General features: G+C 61.4%; 16 protein-coding genes and 1 pseudogene. 11 read left to right on the top strand and 6 right to left on the bottom strand.

The window, feature by feature from the left end:
• Positions 1-128 precede the first annotated feature (128 nt).
• From ACUN0E_RS09720 to ACUN0E_RS09695, 6 genes are all read left to right on the top strand, one after another.
• Entirely contained in the window at positions 129-923 is a 795-nt protein-coding gene (locus tag ACUN0E_RS09720) for a substrate-binding periplasmic protein (RefSeq protein WP_408227643.1), read from the top strand.
• Positions 920-4,030 (top strand): bifunctional diguanylate cyclase/phosphodiesterase, encoded by a 3,111-nt coding sequence (locus tag ACUN0E_RS09715; protein ID WP_445566441.1) that lies wholly within the window; start codon positions 920-922, stop codon positions 4,028-4,030. The genes ACUN0E_RS09720 and ACUN0E_RS09715 overlap by 4 nt, the downstream gene beginning before the upstream one ends.
• A gap of 296 nt (positions 4,031-4,326) precedes the next feature.
• The gene (locus tag ACUN0E_RS09710; protein ID WP_408227637.1) at positions 4,327-5,181 is read left to right on the top strand and encodes a helix-turn-helix transcriptional regulator; all 855 of its coding nucleotides are present in this window, start codon (positions 4,327-4,329) and stop codon (positions 5,179-5,181) included.
• 257 nt (positions 5,182-5,438) lie between these two features.
• Positions 5,439-6,947 (top strand): efflux transporter outer membrane subunit, encoded by a 1,509-nt coding sequence (locus tag ACUN0E_RS09705; RefSeq protein ID WP_445566440.1) that lies wholly within the window; start codon positions 5,439-5,441, stop codon positions 6,945-6,947.
• Positions 6,948-7,059: 112 nt separating this feature from the next.
• On the top strand, positions 7,060-8,211 hold the full coding sequence (locus ACUN0E_RS09700; RefSeq protein WP_408519810.1) for an efflux RND transporter periplasmic adaptor subunit: 1,152 nt from the start codon (positions 7,060-7,062) through the stop codon (positions 8,209-8,211).
• Between the two features lie 12 nt (positions 8,212-8,223).
• Positions 8,224-11,277 carry an efflux RND transporter permease subunit gene (locus ACUN0E_RS09695; protein WP_445566439.1) on the top strand — a complete coding sequence of 1,018 codons (3,054 nt, stop codon included), beginning with the start codon at positions 8,224-8,226 and terminating at the stop codon, positions 11,275-11,277.
• Here ACUN0E_RS09695 and ACUN0E_RS09690 read toward each other — a convergent pair.
• Positions 11,274-11,492 carry a hypothetical protein gene (locus ACUN0E_RS09690; protein ID WP_408227626.1) on the bottom strand — a complete coding sequence of 73 codons (219 nt, stop codon included), beginning with the start codon at positions 11,490-11,492 and terminating at the stop codon, positions 11,274-11,276. The two genes, ACUN0E_RS09695 and ACUN0E_RS09690, sit on opposite strands and share 4 nt — an antisense overlap.
• On the bottom strand, positions 11,471-12,706 hold the full coding sequence (locus ACUN0E_RS09685; protein ID WP_445566438.1) for an NADH:flavin oxidoreductase/NADH oxidase family protein: 1,236 nt from the start codon (positions 12,704-12,706) through the stop codon (positions 11,471-11,473). Before ACUN0E_RS09685 ends, ACUN0E_RS09690 begins: the two co-directional genes overlap by 22 nt.
• Positions 12,707-12,776: 70 nt before the next feature.
• Between ACUN0E_RS09685 and ACUN0E_RS09680 the strand changes: the two genes are divergently transcribed.
• The gene (locus ACUN0E_RS09680) at positions 12,777-13,214 is read left to right on the top strand and encodes a MerR family transcriptional regulator (RefSeq protein ID WP_445566437.1); all 438 of its coding nucleotides are present in this window, start codon (positions 12,777-12,779) and stop codon (positions 13,212-13,214) included.
• Positions 13,215-13,277: 63 nt separating this feature from the next.
• On the opposite strand, the gene ACUN0E_RS09675 is transcribed toward ACUN0E_RS09680, so the two are convergent.
• Positions 13,278-14,342 (bottom strand): saccharopine dehydrogenase family protein, encoded by a 1,065-nt coding sequence (locus ACUN0E_RS09675; RefSeq protein WP_445566436.1) that lies wholly within the window; start codon positions 14,340-14,342, stop codon positions 13,278-13,280.
• Positions 14,343-14,476: 134 nt separating this feature from the next.
• On the opposite strand from ACUN0E_RS09675, the gene ACUN0E_RS09670 reads away from it, so the two are divergent.
• On the top strand, positions 14,477-15,070 hold the full coding sequence (locus tag ACUN0E_RS09670; protein WP_445566435.1) for a TetR/AcrR family transcriptional regulator: 594 nt from the start codon (positions 14,477-14,479) through the stop codon (positions 15,068-15,070).
• 64 nt (positions 15,071-15,134) lie between these two features.
• Here the strand turns inward: ACUN0E_RS09670 and ACUN0E_RS09665 are convergent, their stop codons facing one another.
• The gene (locus tag ACUN0E_RS09665) at positions 15,135-16,787 is read right to left on the bottom strand and encodes an alkaline phosphatase family protein (protein WP_445566434.1); all 1,653 of its coding nucleotides are present in this window, start codon (positions 16,785-16,787) and stop codon (positions 15,135-15,137) included.
• Between the two features lie 130 nt (positions 16,788-16,917).
• Positions 16,918-17,259, bottom strand: coding sequence for a MarR family winged helix-turn-helix transcriptional regulator (locus ACUN0E_RS09660; protein ID WP_445566433.1), 342 nt, complete (start codon positions 17,257-17,259; stop codon positions 16,918-16,920).
• 167 nt (positions 17,260-17,426) lie between these two features.
• On the opposite strand from ACUN0E_RS09660, the gene ACUN0E_RS09655 reads away from it, so the two are divergent.
• On the top strand, positions 17,427-18,581 hold the full coding sequence (locus tag ACUN0E_RS09655) for an FAD-dependent oxidoreductase (RefSeq protein WP_445566432.1): 1,155 nt from the start codon (positions 17,427-17,429) through the stop codon (positions 18,579-18,581).
• A gap of 435 nt (positions 18,582-19,016) precedes the next feature.
• Positions 19,017-19,163: a DUF3096 domain-containing protein gene (locus tag ACUN0E_RS09650; RefSeq protein ID WP_445566431.1), complete on the top strand. Its 147-nt coding sequence runs from the start codon at positions 19,017-19,019 to the stop codon at positions 19,161-19,163.
• 72 nt (positions 19,164-19,235) lie between these two features.
• Here the strand turns inward: ACUN0E_RS09650 and ACUN0E_RS09645 are convergent.
• A pseudogene (locus ACUN0E_RS09645) lies at positions 19,236-19,953 on the bottom strand (Crp/Fnr family transcriptional regulator).
• Between the two features lie 265 nt (positions 19,954-20,218).
• On the opposite strand from ACUN0E_RS09645, the gene ACUN0E_RS09640 reads away from it, so the two are divergent.
• The gene (locus ACUN0E_RS09640) at positions 20,219-20,614 is read left to right on the top strand and encodes a hypothetical protein (protein ID WP_445566430.1); all 396 of its coding nucleotides are present in this window, start codon (positions 20,219-20,221) and stop codon (positions 20,612-20,614) included.

The raw sequence follows: 20,614 nt of genomic DNA, 5'->3' as shown, positions 1-20,614 counted from the left end.
TCCACCCCGCCCGTTCGCCGCCAAAACGACAGAACGACCGAACGCCGGGAGGGCTAAACCTGCCATCCAGACGGACGGCAGGTTAATGGAAGGTTATATTCAAGCTACCTTCTCGCGCGGGAGACACTGTGATTCGACATGGCCTTGGCGGTTTGCTGCTTGCGCTATGCTGTCTTGGCAGCGCGATGGCGGCCGGTCCCGATTGCTCGCGTTCATTTACGCTCGCGTTGCACGATCACGGCCTGCTCTATTCCGTCGACACCGACACCGGCATCGACAAAGACTTCGCCGACGAACTCATCCGCCGCAGCGGCTGCCAGATCCGGGTCAGCCTCATGTCGCGTGCCCGTATCTGGAAACTGATCGAGTCCGGCGCACTCGATTTCAGCCTGTCCGGGATTGCCAACGACGAGCGTAATCAATACGCGGATTTCGCCTGGTATTTCCGGAACAAATACTATTTGCTGGTACGCAAGGATGCCGGCATCCATCAACTGACCGATTTCGAGCACAACAAGCAGTTTCAGCTTGGCGTTATCCGCAGCTTCCGTTACAGCGATTCCGCCAACCGGCTGGTCGATAAACTCTCGGCCGAAAACCGCGTCAGCCAGGCAGGCGGCCTCGATCCGCTGTATCAGGCACTGATCCTCCGGCACATCCAGGGCATGATTATCGAACCCTTCGACTATCCTGCTCTCGATGAAAAGAAAATCCGCGACGTGACTACCATCGTGGAGTTCAATGACCCCGCCGTACCGCACGGCCTCATCATGTCGAAGCGGGCGCTGTCGGCAACCGAGCGGGAAAAGTGGCGCGCCCTCGTGAATGACATGCGCGCGGACGGCACCGTCCAGCGCATCTTCGAGAAGTACTTCAAACCCGACCTCGCTGATTCGATGGTCGACCTCCAGACGCCACCGTGAGCTGGGCGCGCCTGGTCCTGCTCCCGTTAATGGTCTTGTCCACTTCACTCAGTGTTACCTGGATACTTTGGGACCACGAACGGCAAGCTGCCCGCCATGAACTGCTCGCCCAGTTCAACTTCTCGCTGGGCGACGCCGTCAGCCGGGTCGAACAGCGTATGGCGACCTACGAGCTCCTGCTGCGCGGCGTGCAGAGCCTGTTCGCCGCCACCGGCGAAATCAACCGTGACAAATTCCGCAGCTACGTCGGCACGCTCAATCTCGACGCGAACTTCTCCGGCATCCAGGCCATCGGCATCGCCGAATGGGTAACGGCGACGCAGAAGAATGCCCATGTGGCCGCCATGCGCCAGCAAGGTCTGACCGGCTACACCATTGAGCCGCAGGGCTCGCGCGACAACTACGCACCCGTCATCCAGCGTGAGCCGTATATTGGTCTCAATCGCGCGTCGCTGGGCGTGGACGCGTGGGCCGACCCGGTGCGGCGGCGCGCCATGGAAAAGGCGCGCGATTCCGGAATGGCAAGCATCTCCGGGAAGGTCCGTCTTTGGGTGGATACCGAGGCCGACGCGCGCCCCGGTTTCATCATGTACCTGCCAATCTACGCACAAGGGCAATCGCAGGACAGCGTCGCCCAGCGCCGGGCGCACCTGGTCGGCTGGGTCTACGCTTCGTTCCGCATGCACGACGTCATCGCAAGTCTGTACGGCGATCAGCCGCCGGGACTCAGCATCGCCATCTACGACGGCATTGAACCGTCCCCCGCGGCACTGCTGCACAGAACACCTGCAACAGGCGGCCAGCATCCGCTCGCGATCATTTCGGCCAACGAGTATCTGGTCGTTGGCGGACACGACTGGACGCTTTCGATGAGCGCTCAGGACGACTTCAAATCCCGTTTCGGCCGCAACGCTGAACTGCTGATCGCCAGCGCCGGCATCGGTCTTAGCCTGCTGCTCGCGCTGCTCACCTGGCTAATGATGACCGGTCGCGGCCGCGCGCTGCGGCTCGCCTCCGCGATGACACAGGAATTGCGCGAGAACGAGGAAAAATTCCGCGCGATCGCCGACTGCACGGTCAACTGGGAGGTCTGGTGGGGCCCGGACGGCAAGCCCCGCTGGATCAACCCATCCGTGCAGGAATACACGGGCTATACGGTCGAAGAATGCATGGCCATGCCCGACTTTGCAGGCACCCTGATCTATCCGGAAGATCGCCCCCGTGTTGCCCCTGAGTTTCTGAAGGGACTTCAGGGCTTTCGCGGCGATGACCTCGAGTTTCGTTGTGTTCGCAAGGATGGCTCACTGGTCTGGCTTTCCGTTTCGTGGGTTCCAATCAGCGATGCCAAAGGCGATTTCATTGGCTTTCGCACAAGCGGGCGCGACATTACCGAGCGCAAACAGGTCGAGACCGAACTGCGAATCGCCGCTGTCGCCTTCGACTCGCAGGAGCCGATGATGATCACCGACGCCAACGCCAACATTCTGCGCGTGAACTCGGCTTTCACCGAATGCACCGGCTATACCGCCGGCGAAATTGTGGGCCAAACACCGCGAATACTTCAATCAGGCCGCCACGGCACCACTTTTTTCCGCGAGATGTGGGAAGCCATCCACCGGACTGGCGGATGGCAGGGAGAAATCTGGGACCGCCGCAAAAATGGCGAGGTGTATCCCAAGTGGCTCACGATCTCCGCGGTAATGAGAGCAGATGGTGTTGTCAGTCACTATGTCGGCACGCATCACGACATTACCGAACGCAAGATCGCGGAGGAAAAAATCAAGGAGTTGGCCTTCTTCGACGCGCTGACCCGTTTGCCCAACCGCACCCTGCTGCTGGATCGGCTGAAACAGGCGATCACCTCCAGCGCCCGCAGCGAAGCGTGCGGCGCCTTGCTGTTCATCGACCTCGATCACTTCAAGACCTTGAATGACACCCTCGGCCACGACAAAGGCGATTTGCTGCTGCAGCAAGCGGCGCAACGTCTGGCGGCCAGCGTACTCGAGAGCGACACCGTGGCGCGGGTGGGTGGAGACGAGTTCGTGGTGGTGCTGGGGAGCTTGCATGAAAACCGCGAGGAGGCAGCGAGCCAGACCGAGACTCAGGGCGAAAAAATTCTCTCAGTCCTAGGCATGCCGTATCAGCTTGGCGACATTGAATACCGCAGCACCGCGAGCATTGGCGCCACCGTATTCATGGGGCAGCAGGCTTCCATAGACGAGCTCCTGAAGCAGGCCGACCTCGCGATGTACAAGTCGAAAGAGAGAGGACGCAATGCGGTGTGCTTCTTCGATCCGGACATGCAGACTGTCGTGGTGGAACGGGCTGCACTCGAGGCGGGACTACGCAACGCAATCGAGGAAGATCAGTTCCTGCTTCATTACCAGGCACAGGTCGACGGCGCTTGCGTCACGGGCGTCGAAGCGCTGGTGCGCTGGCAACATCCCTTGCGCGGTATTGTGCCGCCTGCCGATTTCATTCCACTGGCTGAAGAGACCGGATTGATTCTTGCATTGGGCGGCTGGGTTCTGGAAGCGGCCTGCACGCAACTGGCGCAATGGGCAACGCGGCCCGAGATGGCTCATCTCACGATTGCGGTCAACGTCAGCGTCCAGCAGTTCCGCGAACCCGACTTCGTGGACAAGGTGTTGGCCACCATTAACCAGACAGGCGCGAGAGCAGACAGGTTAAAACTGGAACTGACGGAAAGTGTGCTGGTGGACAACGCGCAGGACATCATCCAGAAGATGGGTGCGCTCAAGGCGAAAGGCGTTGTCTTTTCACTGGACGATTTCGGTATCGGATATTCGTCGCTTTCCTACTTGAAGCGTCTGCCTTTGGACCAGTTGAAAATCGACCGGTCGTTCGTGCGTGATGTCCTGGTCGACCCCAACGACGCTGTGATTGCCAGAACCATCGTAGCGCTTGCGCAGAGCCTCGGCCTGGGGGTTATCGCCGAAGGAGTGGAGACCGAGGCTCAGCGAGATTTCCTCGCCGCCGCGGGATGTCATGCGTACCAGGGCTACTATTTCTGCCGCCCGCTTCCCATCGAGGGATTTGAAGCGTTTTTCAGCCAGCTCGAGTCGCGCCAGTGCGTGGCTGAATGATCTCGGCACGCCAGATTTAACGCGCCGTCCTCTCCTGTCAATGCCCGGATTCGCGCCAGACATGAAGGCCCGCGTCGTTGCTCGCCATGTCGTTGTCTTGCGCAAATAAGGCGAAAGTCATGCTGCCGGCCGGGATTTAATGTGTGTTTGCAGTTGCGCTGATACAGGGTTTCCGCGCGAGGCAGATTCAAGCGCCCGGAATCAGACTAGTCCAACTGATTGAGCGCAATGTACGACGCAAAATCATCCTGTTAAAGTGATGGCATTATTCAGGTATACGTCCTCGGAGGTTACGCATGGCCCACGTGAACGACGACGGGAGCGGCAATCGGCTCGGCAACTATCTGAAGAACCGGCGGACCAAGCTCGATCCCGCGTCCTTCGGCATTTTTGGTGGCCGGCGGCGGACGGCGGGACTGCGCCGGGAAGAGGTGGCGCAGCGCGCCAACATCAGCGCGGCCTGGTACACCTGGCTGGAGCAGGGTCGCGGCGGCAATCCGTCGGCGGACGTGCTGGACCGCATCGCCCGTGCACTCATGCTGACCGAGGTCGAGCGCGAACACGTATTCCTGCTCGGCCTCGGCCATCCACCCGAAGTCCACTATCGCGGCGGTGACGCGATCACGCCGCGACTGCAGCGCCTGCTCGATGCGCTGCCCTATAGCCCGGCGATCGTCAGGACTGCGACCTGGGACGTGGTGGCCTGGAACCGCGCAGCCGCGGCCGTGCTCACCGACTACGGCACGCTGCCACCTGAAAAACGCAACATCCTGCGCATGATTTTCAGCGATCCCCGCGTTCGTGCCGCGCAGTTCGATTGGGAAAGCGTGGCCCGCTTCGTGGTAAGCGCCTTCCGGATCGATGCCGCGCGCGCAGGCGCCGACGCCGAGGTAGCGCCGCTCGTCGACGAACTGTGCCGGTCAAGTCCCGAGTTCGCCGCCATGTGGCGAGACAATGAGGTGCAAACCCACGGTGACGGGGTCAAGCACCTGCGCCACCCCGTGCTCGGACCGATTTCGCTGGAATTCTCATCCTTCGCGATCGACGGGCGGCCGGATCTTCAGATGATCGTCTACAACCCGGCGACACCGGTCGATCAGGAGCTGATCAGGTCTCTCATCGAGAGAACGCCGGCAATCGCTGCGGAGTGAGCCTGGAAGTATCGCCCGTTCGCCGGACCCAGGGGAATCCCTTGCCATGCGCCCGGCCGCCCGAAAGGCCGCCGGGCGCATGGACTACGTGATCTCGTGCGCAAGTGCAACAATCGACCATGCTAGGCTACGCGTAGCGATCGTTCCGCGTGGAAAATTCCGCCGTCAGGAAAAGAAACATCGAAAGCTCGGGTGGCCTGAACAGGCCCGCCCGCACCCCTCGCTCAGGCTAAGCGCAGGCGAAACAAGGTGGATCGATGATCGACGTCAACCAGCGTATTGTCCGGCGGCTGCGCGTGTGCATCGCGCTTTGCGGCAGCGCCGCAGTGGCCGGCTGCATGGTCGGCCCCGACTACCGCACGCCCGCCGCGCCAGCTACCGACACCTACACCGCCTCGCCGATGCCCGAGCAGACGGCCTCTTCTCCGGGGGCCGCCGGCTTGCCGCAGCGCTTTGTGCCGGGACAGGACATTCCCGCTGCCTGGTGGGCGCTCTTTCATTGCGAACCGCTCGATACGCTGATCCGTCAGGCGCTCGTCAACAGTCCGAACATCGTCGCAGCGCAAGCTGCGTTGCGGCAGGCGCGCGAAAACTTCTCGGCGCAAGCCGGCGGCTCGCTGCTGCCCAGCGTCGACGCGCAACTCGGCGCCACGCGCGAAAAAGTGAACGGCATCGCGTTCGGTGAGCCTGGACTGGTCGAAGAGTTCAATCTCTACAACGCATCCGTCAACGTGTCGTACAAGCTCGACGTGTTCGGCGGCGCGCGGCGCGAACTTGAAGCATTGCACGCGCAAATCGATTACCAGCGCTTCCAGTTGCAGGCCGCCTATCTCGCGATGTCAGCCAACATTGTGACCGCGGCCGTCAAGGAAGCGTCACTACGCGCGCAGATCGAAGCAACCGAGCGGATCGCCGCGGAAGAAGACGAGCAACTGGGCGTACTCGGCAAGCAGTTTGAATTGGGAGGCGTGGGCCGTACGACGGTACTCGCGCAGCAGACCCTGTTGGCGCAGACCCGCGCAACGCTGCCGCCGCTGCAACTGCAACTCGACCAGGTGCGCCACCAACTCGCCGTGCTGGCCGGCAAACTGCCCAGCGACACCGCCTTGCCCGAATTCAGGCTCGGGATGTTTTCATTGCCCGAGACGCTGCCCGTCAGCCTCCCGTCGGCACTGGTGCAGCAGCGTCCCGACATCCTCGCCGCCGACGCCGTACTGCATCAGGCCAGCGCGCAGATCGGCGTGGCGACCGCGGCGATGTATCCGCAGATCACGCTGTCCGCCAGCTACGGCGCCGAGGCGCTGACGCCGGCCCAGGTGTTCAAGGCCGGCAGCACGATCTGGAGCCTGGGCGCCGGTCTGCTGCAACCGGTCTTCCACGGCGGTCAACTGAGTGCGCAGAAGCGCGCGGCCGAGGCGGCGTACGAGCAGGCCGACGCCCAATATCGTGAAACGGTGCTGCTGGCGTTCCAGAACGTTGCGGACTCGCTACGCGCGCTCGATCACGACGCGACCGGCCTGAAAGCCCAGACGGACGCCTGGCGCTCCGCCAACGATTCGCTGGAACTGACGCGCGGGCAATATCGCATCGGCGGAGTGAGCTATCTGTCGCTTCTCGATGCGCAACGCCAGTACCAGCAAACGGTGGTGAGCCTTGCGCAGGCGCAGGCGTCCCGCTACGCCGATACCGCGGCCCTCTTCCAGTCGCTCGGTGGCGGCTGGTGGAACGCCGCCGCGCCGGCCACCGCTGCCGCCACAACGCATTGACACATCGCAGGACGGAACACTCGCTTCACTGCTCTTCGCAACACGCGCTGTCAGGAATGCTCAGGAACGCAACGTCCGGCGCCTCGCGCCAATGCCGTGCAAGGACATCACGATGACCGAAAGAAAACCGATGACAAAGCGGATGGTGATCATGCTGATCTGCGTCGGCCTGCTGCTGGCCGCGCTCGTCGGCTTCAACCTGTTCCGCGCGCACATGATCGCGAAGTTCATGGCGGGCAACGCGGCGCCGCCCGCCACTGTCTCGGCGGTGGTCGCCGGCTATCAGTCGTGGCAACCGCAGCTTGCGGCGGTCGGCAGCCTGCGCGCCGTGCGCGGCGTCGATGTCACCACCGAAGTCGCGGGCCTCGTGCGCGAGGTGGCGTTCAACTCAGGGCAGGAAGCGAAAGCCGGGCAGGTTCTTGTCAGACTCAACGCCGACAGCGATGTGGCGCTGCTCCAGTCGCTCCAGGCGGCAGCAGAACTCGCCCAGACGGTCTACCAGCGCGACAAGGCGCAGTACGACATCAAGGCGATCGCCAAGGCGCAACTCGACGCGGACGCCGCCGACCTGAAGGGCAAGAAAGCGCAAGTCGCGCAACAGGCCGCGCTCGTCGACAAGAAGACCATCCGCGCCCCGTTTGCGGGGCGCCTCGGCATCACCACGATCAATCCGGGGCAGTACATCAATCCGGGCGATGCGATCGTCACGCTGCAGGCAATCGATCCGATCTACGCCGATTTCTACCTGCCGCAGCAGCAGCTCGGCCAGCTCGCGATCGGCCAGACCATTGTGGTCGACACCAATGCGTACAGCGGGCAAACGTTCGTGGGCAAAATCCAGTCGGTCAGCCCGAAAGTCGACAGCGCCACGCGCAACGTGCAGATCGAAGCCAGTGTGGACAATCATGAGCGCAAGCTGCTGCCGGGCATGTACGCGAACGTGAAGATCGACGCGGGTGCCGGACAGCGCCACCTGACGCTGCCGCAAACGGCCATCACCTACAACCCCTATGGCGCGACCGTATTCATCGTCAAGCCGGGCACGCAACCCAACGCGCAGGGCAAGACATTGCCCGTCGCGCAGCAGGTGTTCGTCACGCCAGGGCCGACGCGCGGCGATCAGGTTGCGATTCTCAAAGGCGTAGAAGCCGGCACGCAGGTCGTGACGAGCGGGCAGCTCAAGCTCAAGAACGGCACGCCGCTTGTCATCAACAACAGCGTGCAGCCGACGGACAGTCCGAACCCGACGCCTCAGGAACAATAGAGAGACCGCGCGATGACATTCACCGATCTCTTTATCCGGCGGCCCGTGCTTGCCTCGGTCGTCAGCCTGCTGATTCTCGTGCTCGGACTGCGCTCGCTGGCCGCGCTGAAAGTCAGCCAGTATCCGCAGACCGAAAACGCGGTCGTGACGATCAGCACGGCTTACTATGGTGCGAACGCCGACACCATCGCCGGGTTCATCACCCAGCCGCTGGAGGCCGCGATCGCCCAGGCGCAAGGCATCGACTACATGTCGTCGACCAGCAGCACCGGCGTCTCGACCATTACCGCAACGCTGCGTCTGAATTACGACGCGAATCGCGCGCTCACCGAGATCAATACGCAGATCGGTTCCGTGCGCAACCAGTTACCGCCGCAGGCGCAGCAGCCGGTGCTGACGGTCCAGACCGGGCAGACCACCGACGCCATGTACATGGGCTTTTACAGCGATGTGCTGCCAAGCAACAACGTCACCGATTACCTGCTGCGTGTCATCAAGCCCAAGCTCGATTCGATCGAAGGCGTGCAGACAGCCGAAATCCTCGGCGGCCGGCAGTTCGCGTTGCGCGCGTGGCTCGATTCAACGCGGCTCGCCGCGCACGGCGTGACGGCAACCGACGTCTTCACGGCGCTCGGCAACAACAACTACCTCGCGACGCTCGGCACGACGAAGGGGCAAATGGTCAGCGTCGACCTCAACGCAGGCACGGACCTGCATACCGTCGACGACTTCAAGCAACTCGTCGTCAAACAGAAGAACGGCGCGATCGTGCGCCTCGAAGACGTCGCGAACGTCGTACTCGGTGCCGACAGCTACGACTTCAACGTCGCGTTCAGCGGCAAGCGTTCAGTGTTCATCGGCATCAAGGTCGCGCCGGACGCCAATATCCTCGATGTGGCCAAGCGCGTGAAGGCCGTCTTTCCCGGGCTGCAGAAGCAGTTCCCGATCGGTATGACGGGCGACATCGTTTATGACGCAACCGATTTCGTCAACACGGCAATCGTCGAAGTCATCAAGACGCTGGTCGAGTCGCTGCTGATCGTCACCGTGGTGATTTTCCTGTTCCTCGGCAGTTTCCGCGCGGTCATCGTGCCGCTGATCGCAATGCCGTTGTCGCTCATCGGCACGTTCTTCGTGATGCAGTTGCTCGGCTACTCGATCAATCTGCTGACACTGCTCGCACTCGTGCTCGCGATCGGGCTCGTCGTGGACGATGCGATCATCGTCGTCGAAAACGTTGATCGTCACATGAAGGAAGAAGGCAAAGCGCCACTCGATGCCGCGCTGATCGCCGCTCGCGAACTCGGCGGACCGATCCTCGCGATGACCGTCGTGCTGATCGCCGTGTATGCGCCAATCGGTTTTCAGGGCGGCCTGACAGGTGCCCTCTTCACCGAGTTCGCCTTCTCGCTCGCCGGCGCGGTGACCGTGTCCGGCGTGATCGCGCTGACGTTGTCGCCAATGATGTGCTCGCGCTTCTTTCGCGCGGAGCAGGAGTCTGGGCGTTTCGCGCGTTTCGTCGACCGCCAGTTCGACCGCGTCCATCGTGGCTACGGCCGTCTGTTGCACGCGACGCTCGACACCTGGCCCGTGTTCACCTTGATGGGCGCGCTGCTGCTCGGCGGCACGGTCTACCTGTTCATGACGTCGAAATCGGAGCTCGCGCCGCAGGAGGATCAGGGGATCGTCCTGTCGCAGATCCAGGGGCCGCCGAACGCAACGATCCAGCAGATGCAGACCTACGCGGACCAGGTGTTCAACATCTCCAAAGCGTTGCCTGAATACTCGCAGATGTTCCAGCTCACTGGTGCGCCAACGCTCAACCAGGGGATCGGCGGCGTACTGTTCAAGACATGGGACCAGCGCAGCAAGGGTGCGACCGCCTTGCAGCAGGAATTGCAGCAGAAATGGAATGAGATTGCCGGTGCTCGCGTCGCGGCGTTCCAGTTTCCGCCGCTGCCGGGCTCGCAGGGTCTGCCAGTGCAGTTCGTCATCAGCACGACCGAACCCTTCGAGAACCTCAACGAGGTATCGCAGGCTGTCCTGCAGAAAGCCCGCGCGAGCGGGATGTTTTTCTTCGTCGACAGCGATCTCAAGCTCGACAAGCCGGAAGCCACGCTCATTGTCGACCGCGACAAGGTCGCCTCGCTCGGCCTCTCGCAGAGCGACGTCGGGCAAGCGCTCGGCTCAGCGCTCGGGGGCGGCTACGTCAACTACTTCTCGATCGCCGGGCGCTCGTACAAGGTGATTCCGCAGGTGTTGCAGACCGACCGCCTGAATCCTTCGCAGGTGCTCGACTACTACCTGCGTACGCCGGACGGCAGTGTCATTCCGGCTTCGACGATTGCGCATCTCGAACACAACGTCGTGCCGGAATCGATCAACCACTTCCAGCAACTCAACTCGGCGACGATCTCGGGCGTGACCGTGCCAGGCGTATCACAAGGCGAGGTGCTCGATTTTCTGCGCAAGGCAACCACACAGGCCGCACCAGCGGGGTATTCCGCGGATTACTCAGGGCAATCGCGGCAGTTCGTCCAGGAGTCCGGTGGTTTCGTCATCACGTTGCTGTTCGCGACGATCATCGTGTTCCTCGCGCTCGCGGCGCAGTTCGAAAGTTTCCGTGACCCGATCGTGATTCTGGTTTCGGTGCCGATGGCGCTCTTCGGAGCGCTCATCTTCATCAACATCGGTCTGACGACGCTGAACATCTACACGCAGGTCGGGCTCGTCACGTTGATGGGGCTCGTCAGCAAGCACGGCATCCTGATCGTCCAGTTCGCCAACGAGTTGCAACACGCAGGCAAATCGAAACGCGAGGCCCTGGAAGAAGCGGCGGGCGTGCGGCTGCGGCCGATTCTGATGACAACAGCGGCGATGGTGCTCGGCGTCCTGCCGCTCGTGATCGCCTCGGGCGCGGGCGCGGCGGGTCGCAATGCGATGGGGCTCGTAATCTTCACGGGGCTCTCGATCGGCACGCTTTTTACGTTGTTCGTAGTGCCTGCGATGTATATGTTCCTCGCCGCCGATCATCATCAGAAAACTGCAGCGCCGAAGGCGGGTTAGCGCTGCACCGGGGTGAGATCCGTCATCGCGACACCCAGTCCGCGAGCGGCGGCGTTCGTCGCAAGCTCATCCAGATTGAAGGTGATGTGTTCATAGTTCCTGGCAGCCGACCCGCCATGGGCCTTCAACCACGTTGCCCATTCGTGTTGCCCTGTAGAACCGTGAATGAGGGTGTACTGCTCCAACTCTTCCTTCACGCGTGCGCCTGCTTCCATTGCCGATAACGCCGCGTCAGCCGGCGCGCGCGCAATTGATCGAGGATCAAGGTAAGGACCGCGGAATACCTGGCAGGTGCCGTACGTCCTGCACCGAGCGCACGTAAATGACGTTTGACGAGTGCCATCCGGGCGAGCCCGGTGAGTGCCCGGTCGCGCCATTCAATCGGCTGAATGTGCGCGCCCAGATCCGCGCCTGCCCGCCAGCGTGCGGGCAGATCGGGCATCACGGCGAGCGCCGTGGCCATGCCTACGACTGCGACGCCACTGTTCAGCACCTGTTCAGCCACCGCGCGACGCCGGATGCCGCCCGTCGTCATGACAGGCATCGCGGCGACGCCGGCCAGATCTCTGGCGAATTCGAGGAAATAGGCTTCGCGCGCGAGGGTGCGCCCGTCAGCGGTGTCGCCCTGCATCGCGGGGCTTTCATAGCTGCCCCCGGATAGCTCGACCAGGTCGACCGGCAGTTCATTCAGCCACAGTACGACTTGCCGGGCGTCGTCTTCCGAAAAGCCACCGCGCTGAAAGTCGGCGGAGTTCAGTTTGACGGCTACGCAAAAACCCGGTGAGACCTTTGCGCGAACCGCACGCACGACTTCCAGCAACAGGCGGGCACGGTTGGCAAGATTGCCGCCCCAACGGTCGGAGCGGTGATTGGTCAGCGGCGAAAGGAACTGCGAGATCAGATAACCATGTGCGGCGTGAATTTCCACGCCTGTGAACCCCGCCTGTTCGGCAGCGTATGCCGTCGCCGCAAAACGGCCGATGGTCTCGCTGATCTCGTCTTCGCTCATCGCGCTCGGCTGCGCGAACAGTTTGCTGTGTTTGCCGAGCGCCATCGGGACAGCGGAGGGTGCCCACGCGTTGCCGCCCATCGCCGCCAGCACTTGCCGGCCCGGATGATTGATCTGCATCCACACCTGGGCGCCCTTGCTGCGTGCCGCCTGTGACCACTGCATGAACGGTGCAAGGGGCGTATTGGCCTCAAGCACAATCCCGCCAGGACCGGTCAGCGCCCGGCCGTCGATCATTACGTTGCCAGTGACGATAAGACCCGCGCCGCCTTCGGCCCACGAGCGGTACAGGCGATGGATGGTCTCACCAGGCAGTTGCCCCGCGTCGGCAAGGTTTTCTTCCATCGCCGCTTTGGCCAGACGGTTGGGCAGCCAGGTGCCGTTGGGCAACTGCAGAGGTGTAAACAGCGATGTAGTCATGGCAAAGTCAGTGTGCGAGATGGACGATGCCGCTATACTAAGATTAAAGTCAACTTGAAGGTCAAGCGCTATGAGAATCGGCGAACTCGCGGAAAAAACCGGCCTCGCGCCGTCTGCCATCCGTTTTTATGAGCAGAGCGGCTTGCTACCCGCGCCGGAGCGCAGTCCTAACGGGTATCGCGTCTACTCTGATATGGCCGTTGGGCGCCTGCGCATGGTGCAGCTAGCGCAGAATCTCGGCTTCCCGCTCGACAAACTGCGCGAGGCATTCGCCAGTCACGAGACTTATCCGAAAGATGATTTGCTGCGCCAACTCGACATGCGGCTCGACGAGATCGAGCAGCTCATGACCGCCCTGCGTGCGCAGCGAAAGACGCTACGCACGCTTCGTACCACACTCGCCGAAACCTGGGCGGCAGGAGATTGTGTCGACAGCTTTGAGTTGGCCAGCCGCCTCCTGGCAGAACAGCCGGAACCGTCAGGCCGGTCAAAACGTCGCGCGCAATAGCCCTTTTGGCAAAGACACCCGGGATAGGGCTATGCGCATGTGATACAGGGACAGCGGTTCGTATTACTCAACGTTCCGCTCATGCTCGCCTCTCCTCGTCAATATCGGGCTGGATACGGCGTCATAGGAAACCGTCACCGTATCGAGCGCGGCGAGAAAATCCCTGGCATCGAAAATGTCTCCAAGACTTAGGACACCCCCTCGCGGCGCGACCTTGCCGCTCAGCAACCGCTCAGTCGCCTCCACGATGATCGGTGCACTGACCGCATAGATATCGCGTCCCGTTGCGGTGATGCGACGCGTCGTCCCGCCCTGTTCGATCACGACGTCCACAATGAATTGCTGAGCCGATCGTCCCTGCTCATCGTGAGGCTGCGGTGTCGGCGTATTGGGATCTCGAATGTCGCGCAGAGCCGAGAGCGCGAGCCAGGACTCGACCGTGTCGATACGCAGATGACGCGAGACGGTGAGCACTTCCGTAAAGGGGAGCATCACCACCTCCATGGTGCCGAGCGGCGACGGGAAGGACCACATGCCTTCGGGCGCAGGCTGCGGGACAAACGTCAGTCTCCCCTCCGCCTGGATCAGCCGTCTCGCGCGATTGCGTTCGCCGGTCAGGCGCGTGCCGGGCGTGGGATGCCAACTGTCGAGACCGATGGCAATATCGACCCTGTCGAGCGGCTTGTCCTGGTCTGCAGCTGCCGTAACCAGCAAATCGGCGAGTCCGCCATAGAACGCCGCAGCGGGAATGAGCGTCACCCCCGCGTCGCGTGCGCTCGTATCGCGTTGCTCGACCAGCATCTGGAGCGCGCCCTGTTCCGCCGCCAGGTCGAGATAGGGAATCCCGGCGCGCAACGCGGCGTCGACGACTGGCAGCGCGGTATCGAGAAAAGGTCCGGCGCAGTTAATGACGGCGTCCGTACCACGGATCGCCGCGTCGAGTTGCCCTGGGTCATCGATGGCCGCGACGCGCCATGGCGTCGAGTCACCAGCAGCACTTTCTCTCAGACGCGCAGCATCTCGCCCTATCCGGACAACACCGATGCCACGCCGCTTCAATTCCGCGACAACAAAATTTCCCGTGTGGCCAGTGGCCCCGTAAACCGCAACCGTCATTCGGTCGTTCATCGCTGACTCCGGTACATGGTTGATAACGCTACAGACCTGTCTGTTTTATAATACAGATCTGTAGCGCCGTCAATCTTCGAGTGCTATGATCGAAAAAAGAGTTTCGGCATGACAAATCTTTGAGGCTGGCCTGAATGAAGAAGGGAGAACAAACGCGCGAATCCGTACCTGATACGCGTGAGCGCATTCTGCGGACCGCGAGCGAGCTTTTCTATCGGGAAGGTACGCGTGCAGTTGGCGTCGACCTTATCGTGGCGCAGGCGGGTGTCGCCAAGACGAGCCTTTATCGTCATTTCTCAACGAAAGATGACCTGATCGAAGCCTTTCTTCTCCGCGAAGACGAAGACTTCTGGCGGCATTGGGATACGGTTGCCGCCCAGCATAAGGGCGCACCGCGCGAAGAACTGGACGCGCAACTTCAATGGATTGGCGAACGCATTGCGCGTCCGGGTTATCGCGGCTGCCCGCAGATCAACATCGCCGCGGAATATGCGGACGATAACCATCCCGCCCGCAAGGTCGCGGTGGCGCATAAGCGGGAACTGCGGCGGCGGCTCGCGGATCTGGCGCGAGCCTTGCGCGTCGATGAGCCGGAGACCTTTGCTTTACGGCTGGGAACAATCATTGACGGCGCACTCAGCAGCGGGCGCGCACTGCACACAGAGGGGCCCGTACGGTTCCTGCAGGAATTGGCGCAACTACTGATCCCGAAGAAAACCCGGAAGTGACCGGCGCATCCTGATACGCGGGCCAGCGTTTCGTGCGACATGCCGGCCCGCGCTGCAACGTGTGTTACTCGTCGCTTCTCAAGCCGAGGCCCGGCAGCGCGCGCGTGCCTTCGAGGGCAACGGAATGCAGCAGGTGCGGATCAAGATCGAACGCCTTCAGGATGGTGGGCGCAACCTGCGTGGTCGTGACGCGTTCATCGACTCTACGGCCGGGGTGGTGCAGCCCCGCATACGAAACGACGAGGCCAAGATGGCTGTCGTCGGGCGCATTGCCGCCGTGCTCTTCATCCTTCGCCGTGCTCGACGTGTAGATCACGCCGGGGTTCGGTTGCACGATGATATCGGGCGTGCGGCCTTGCGCCGGATCGCCGAAGCGGTTCACCAGGGAGGGACCGTAGAGAATATATGCCTGCGGGCCGTCCGCGCAGATCCCAGGCGCGTTGCACGAGAGATTCTTCTTGAGCGTCGTGACCACCGCGTCGCGCTGCGATTGATCACGTAGCCAGACGAGGCCAACGTCGTCGGTCTGCACGAAGCCGGTGTTGACGAGACCCGTGCCGTCGTTCAGATTGCCGCTCTTCGTGTTGTTCTGGCCGAAGTTGCCGTTTGGATCCAGATAGTTGTTCGCCTCAAGCAACTTCGTGAGCGTGTCGCCGTTCTTCACGAGTTTCGTGTGATCGGTGGGCGACTGGCCATGCTTGGCGGTCACGATGATGAGCGTGGACGAGTAGAGGTTCTGCTGCTGGAGCGCGGCAACGACGCGGCCAAGCGCGTTGTCGATATAGCTGATGGCTCCCGTCACTTGAGGACCCGGCGTGAAGCCGGCGTCGAGATAGCCGCCGCCCGTCGCCACTGTGGCTTTCTGCGCCACGCTCAACGTCTGGAAGTTGGTGCCGAAGAGCGTCGGCACCGGTTCGTCGCGCGTGCCGGTGGAGTCCTTGCCACCGATCTCGTTGATGAGCGCCTGCACGTGATAGTCATCGAACTTCTCGGTATGCGTGTACGTGTCGAGGTAGTACGTGTTGGTGGCGGGGTCGATCGAATTGATCTCGGTGCGCGCGAGATCGTCCACGCCGCGGCCCGACGGGCCGTTCAGCCAGTCGTAGCCCCACGCGTGCTTGTCGGCCCACGCGGTGTACGAATTGGGCATGTTCTCCTTGACGACCTCGAAGATCGTATTCGTCTTCACGTAGTCGTGCGGATAGACGGGCACGCACTTCGCGCCTACGCGCGCACGCGGAATGGCCTGCGGATTGAACGCGCCGCCGCCGTCGAGGTGCACGAGCGGGCCGCCGTTTTCGCCGTCCTTGCCGGTGGTTTCGTCGAACACGACGTTCCAGCCCTGCTTGCCGACGCAGCCCGTGTCGTTGGGCGCGTAGAGCGTGCGGTCGTATGAGACGTCATAGAAAAGGCCGGCGGATTTAGGCGAGCCGCCCGTAACGAGTGCGGTGAGGCCCGGGAACGAATCGGAAAGTCCGGGCGTAAACGCGTTCGCGTACGTAATGCCCGATTTCGCCAGAAGCGCGAGATTCGGACAGGTATTGCCGGCTATGCAACGCGCCACGTCCTGCGCGTGCAAGCCGTCGAAGCTGATGAGCAAGACGTGTTTGACACCGTCCGCCTCACTCGCCTGTGCAGGCGCGAGTGCACCACCTAAAGCGAGTGCGCTTGCGCCGAGCGCCGCCACACCCGCTGACCATCTCCGTGTCGCTTTCATCGTTCACCTCATTTTTTCGTGGGGGAAAATCGTGCGAAACGAGGTGCAATTTGCAGACAAATTACGTCCAAGCGATGAATTTCGACTTTCAATTACATTTTATTACAAGGTTTTTCATAACCGCTAACGATCAAACCTTGGGCGCTGCCGCATCCAGGTTTGCATTCACACGCGACAACAACGACGCCAGTTGCGCCTTCTCCTCGGTGCTGAAGCCAGCCAATGCTTGACGGCTCGCCGCCTCCATGACCGATTTTCCCAACGGCAATTGCCGGGCGGAACCCTCTGTCAACGAAATCAACCGACTCCGCCGGTCGCCCGGATCAGCGACGCGCTCGACCAGTCCATCGCGCTCCATGCGGTTGAGCAACTGCGCCATACTGGACTGCTCGACCTCTGAGAGACGAACCAGATCGGCCTGAGACAGCGCGCCCGCCTTCTTCAACGTCACCAGCACCGGCACCTGGCTCATGGCAAAGCCGAGTTCACGTAACGGTCCCTCGACGACCCGCGCAAATACACGATTGGCTCGACCGATGAGTCTTAGGGGATTCTGCAAGTTTTTTCCAGTCATGTTGACTTTGAATAGGAGCCTATGCTTATATATAGGCACCTATTATATATGAACCAACGTACCCGGTGACCAGAATCCCTCGTATCGCTATAGTCGGCGGCGGCCCTGCAGGTCTTACACTCGCCTGCGTTCTGCATGCCGCCGGTATTCAGAGCACGGTCTTCGAGCGCGACGTCGATCCGCACGAACGTCCGCAAGGCGGCACGCTCGATCTTCACGAAGATTCGGGGCTTGTTGCCCTCGCGCGGGCTGGACTGATGCCGGCAATCAAAGCGGTTGCGCGTTACGACGACCAGGGCACCCGCCTGTTAAACAAGGCCGGCAAACTGCTATTTGAGGACAGTGGCGAAAGCGGTGATCGCCCGGAAGTCGATCGCACGGCACTCCGTGACATCCTGATCTCGGCGTTGCCGGACGGTACCGTGCGCTGGGGCTGCACAGTGCGTGAGGCGATCGACCAGGGCAACGGCACCTGGCATCTCAGCTTCGACCATGGCATGGAGGGGCCCTTTGACCTGGTCGTAGGGGCGGATGGCACATGGTCGCGGATCAGACCGGTCCTTTCCCCGTACAAGCCGCAATATAGCGGCCTCACCTTTGTCGAGTTCGGGATAGACGATGTCGACCGCTTGCACCCTGCTCTATCGATACTCGTGGGTCGCGGCAAAATGTCAGTCGAAGCCGACGGCAAAGCCATCATTGCTCAACGCAACGGTAACGCGCACATCCGCGGTTATGCCATCTTCCGCGTCCCGACAGACTGGGTTGGCAAACGTTTCGACCTCAGTACGCCTGACACAATGCGCGAAGCCCTCAAACGTGAGTTCGATGGATTTGCTAACGATATTGTCGATCTCTTCGCTGCCAGCAACGAACACTTCGCAGTACGGCATATTTATGCACTACCGGTAGGTCATTTCTGGGCCCACCGTCCCGGACTCACGCTGCTGGGTGATGCCGCGCATGTGATGTCGCCGTTCGGCGGCGACGGCGTGAACAATGCGATGCTGGATGCCGCTGAGCTGGCCCGGCTGCTTATCGAACGAGAACACTGGGCCAAGGCGGTAATCGAATTTGAAACGCTGATGTTTGCGCGGGTCGCCGAATCTGCTCATGGCGCAGCGGAGGCTGCGGCCACATTTCTATCGTATGACGGCGAAGCGCTGACGCTCGACATGTATCGAACGCATTCAACAGCACCTCTCGAATCTGCGGGCTGAAGAGCCCGTCAGATTGTGCGGATGTCAGTCACCTTTCACCGACGCTCAATCGGCCGAGTGCGGATCCGCCGCCGGCATGCTGCGGCTCGCACGCAGACAGGCGACGCCAGCCTGGCTGACCGCCACTTGAAAATCGACACCGTCGACATGCAGGCGCGATTGCGGCGATTTAGATAGACTGAGCGGCGTCGCCCGGTGCAATCGATAGCGTCCGGCGAAAGCGAAACGAGGTGGCCAACGCGGCTGCCCCGTTGTCGTGTGCGCGCCTGCATCCGCGCACCCGATCCACCGAACCGTGGCCATAAGCAGCGGTGATCTTTCGCGCGCATGTGACGCTCGAAGGCACGAGGGTCACCGGGCACAAGTCACTATAGCGAGCGACGCAGACGGGGCAGGTTTGCGTCTACTTATCGGCTTCAATCTTAAGGAGGAGGCATGCACATTCTCACGAACGCGGGTCCGCTGGTTTCGCTGATCGCCGGCATTCTGATTCTCGTGGTACCTCGCCTGTTGAATTACATCGTTGCGATCTACCTGATCGTTATCGGACTGCTCGGACTGTTCGGGGGATATCTCCATTGAACCGAAACCGCCCATCAAGAAGCACGTTGCGAAGCATAAAGAAACTGGATGCGTGAACGGAAGATCCGGCTCTTATAACGCCATCAGATCAGGCAGCAACCGGTCGAATTCCCGTCTCACCACGCCATAGCATTCACACACGCGGTGTTCTAGCCCCGGTCTATCCAGCACCTCGATGTGGCCATGACTGTAGCGGATCAGTCCCGCGTCCTGCAGTTTCAGCGCCGCCTCCGTCACGCCGGACCTCCGCACGCCAAGCATGTTGGCGATTAGCTCCTGCGTCATTGTCAGCTCGTTCGACGGCAGGCGGTCCATGCTGAGCAGCAGCCAGCGGCACAGTTGCTGGTCGATCGAATGGTGCCGGTTGCAAACGGCTGTTTGGGCCATCTGCGTAATCAGTGCCTGGGTATAGCGCAGTAACAGCCGCTGCACCGGGCCGGCGCGATGGAATTCCTCTTTCAGAATCCTGCCATCAAGCCGGTACGCCGCGCCAGCGCTTTGCACAATCGCCCGACTCGGTGTGGTTTCCCCGCCCATAAAAAGTGCAATGCCGATAAGCCCTTCGTTGCCCACGATCGCAATTTCGGCAGACGCGCCATCTTCCATGACGTACAGAAGGGAGACGATGGAGGTGGTCGGAAAATACACGTCATGGAGGTGATCACCCGACTCGTACACGACATGCCCCAAGGGCATGTCAACCGGCACCAGATGGGGTAAGGCGAAGTGATTCCGCTTCGGGCAAAACCGCGAGCAGGTGATTTCCTTTGAAACCAGGTTGGCTTTGCATGTTTCGCTCCGCGGTTATCCCACAGAAACTGTACTGTCTTCGCCAATCTGTTCCTGACAGTGTCAAGTTTCGACGGCAGCCGGGCGAAAGCGTCAGACAAATTAGCGAAGCCACCGCTGCATGACAGCATGCTCTGAACGCCGTGTCTGACCGAGCCCTATTTAAATTATAGTTTGATTACGCACCGCGGTGGATGGCAAGTCGCTGAGCGGATGACTGACATCCCCATGCTAAGCTGGCTCGTATCGAATCCAAATTACGCACTATGAGCGCTCGCGAAACAAACCGTCCATTGTCCGCAACGGAATTTTCGCTCGCTCGTTGGATGCTGGAGCACGGCAGTCCGGAGGCGAGCGGGTTTCTCGAACAGCTCTTGGCGGCGGAGATAACGCCTTGGCGATGTTCTTGCGGCTGCGCAAGCGTCAATTTCCAGATCAAGGGCCGCCAACCTGCGCCGCCGGGGGTGCGCATTCTTGGAGAATTCTTCTTTGGACCGAACGATGAGCCGGCCGGGATATTCATTTTCGCGAGCGAGGGCGTGCTAAGTGGCATCGAGGTTTACGGGCTCGCCACAGATGCCCCTACAGCGTTGCCGCGGGAAGAAGCGCTTCGGCCATTTCCTTCCAGCAGCGGCGAATCATCGCCGGCCGATGGTTCCTAA

Source organism: Paraburkholderia sp. D1E, assembly GCF_052682275.1.
This window is presented reverse-complemented; position numbering and strand designations above follow the sequence as displayed.

Coding starts and splice junctions, on each gene's coding strand:
- ACUN0E_RS09690 (WP_408227626.1), bottom strand. CDS start 11,492: ATGGAAGCAGGCGCACGCGTGAAGGAAGAGTTGGAGCAGTACACCCTC.
- ACUN0E_RS09650 (WP_445566431.1), top strand. CDS start 19,017: ATGCACATTCTCACGAACGCGGGTCCGCTGGTTTCGCTGATCGCCGGC.
- ACUN0E_RS09695 (WP_445566439.1), top strand. CDS start 8,224: ATGACATTCACCGATCTCTTTATCCGGCGGCCCGTGCTTGCCTCGGTC.
- ACUN0E_RS09680 (WP_445566437.1), top strand. CDS start 12,777: ATGAGAATCGGCGAACTCGCGGAAAAAACCGGCCTCGCGCCGTCTGCC.
- ACUN0E_RS09640 (WP_445566430.1), top strand. CDS start 20,219: ATGAGCGCTCGCGAAACAAACCGTCCATTGTCCGCAACGGAATTTTCG.
- ACUN0E_RS09705 (WP_445566440.1), top strand. CDS start 5,439: ATGATCGACGTCAACCAGCGTATTGTCCGGCGGCTGCGCGTGTGCATC.
- ACUN0E_RS09670 (WP_445566435.1), top strand. CDS start 14,477: ATGAAGAAGGGAGAACAAACGCGCGAATCCGTACCTGATACGCGTGAG.
- ACUN0E_RS09675 (WP_445566436.1), bottom strand. CDS start 14,342: ATGAACGACCGAATGACGGTTGCGGTTTACGGGGCCACTGGCCACACG.
- ACUN0E_RS09665 (WP_445566434.1), bottom strand. CDS start 16,787: ATGAAAGCGACACGGAGATGGTCAGCGGGTGTGGCGGCGCTCGGCGCA.
- ACUN0E_RS09685 (WP_445566438.1), bottom strand. CDS start 12,706: ATGACTACATCGCTGTTTACACCTCTGCAGTTGCCCAACGGCACCTGG.
- ACUN0E_RS09660 (WP_445566433.1), bottom strand. CDS start 17,259: ATGAGCCAGGTGCCGGTGCTGGTGACGTTGAAGAAGGCGGGCGCGCTG.
- ACUN0E_RS09710 (WP_408227637.1), top strand. CDS start 4,327: ATGGCCCACGTGAACGACGACGGGAGCGGCAATCGGCTCGGCAACTAT.
- ACUN0E_RS09700 (WP_408519810.1), top strand. CDS start 7,060: ATGACCGAAAGAAAACCGATGACAAAGCGGATGGTGATCATGCTGATC.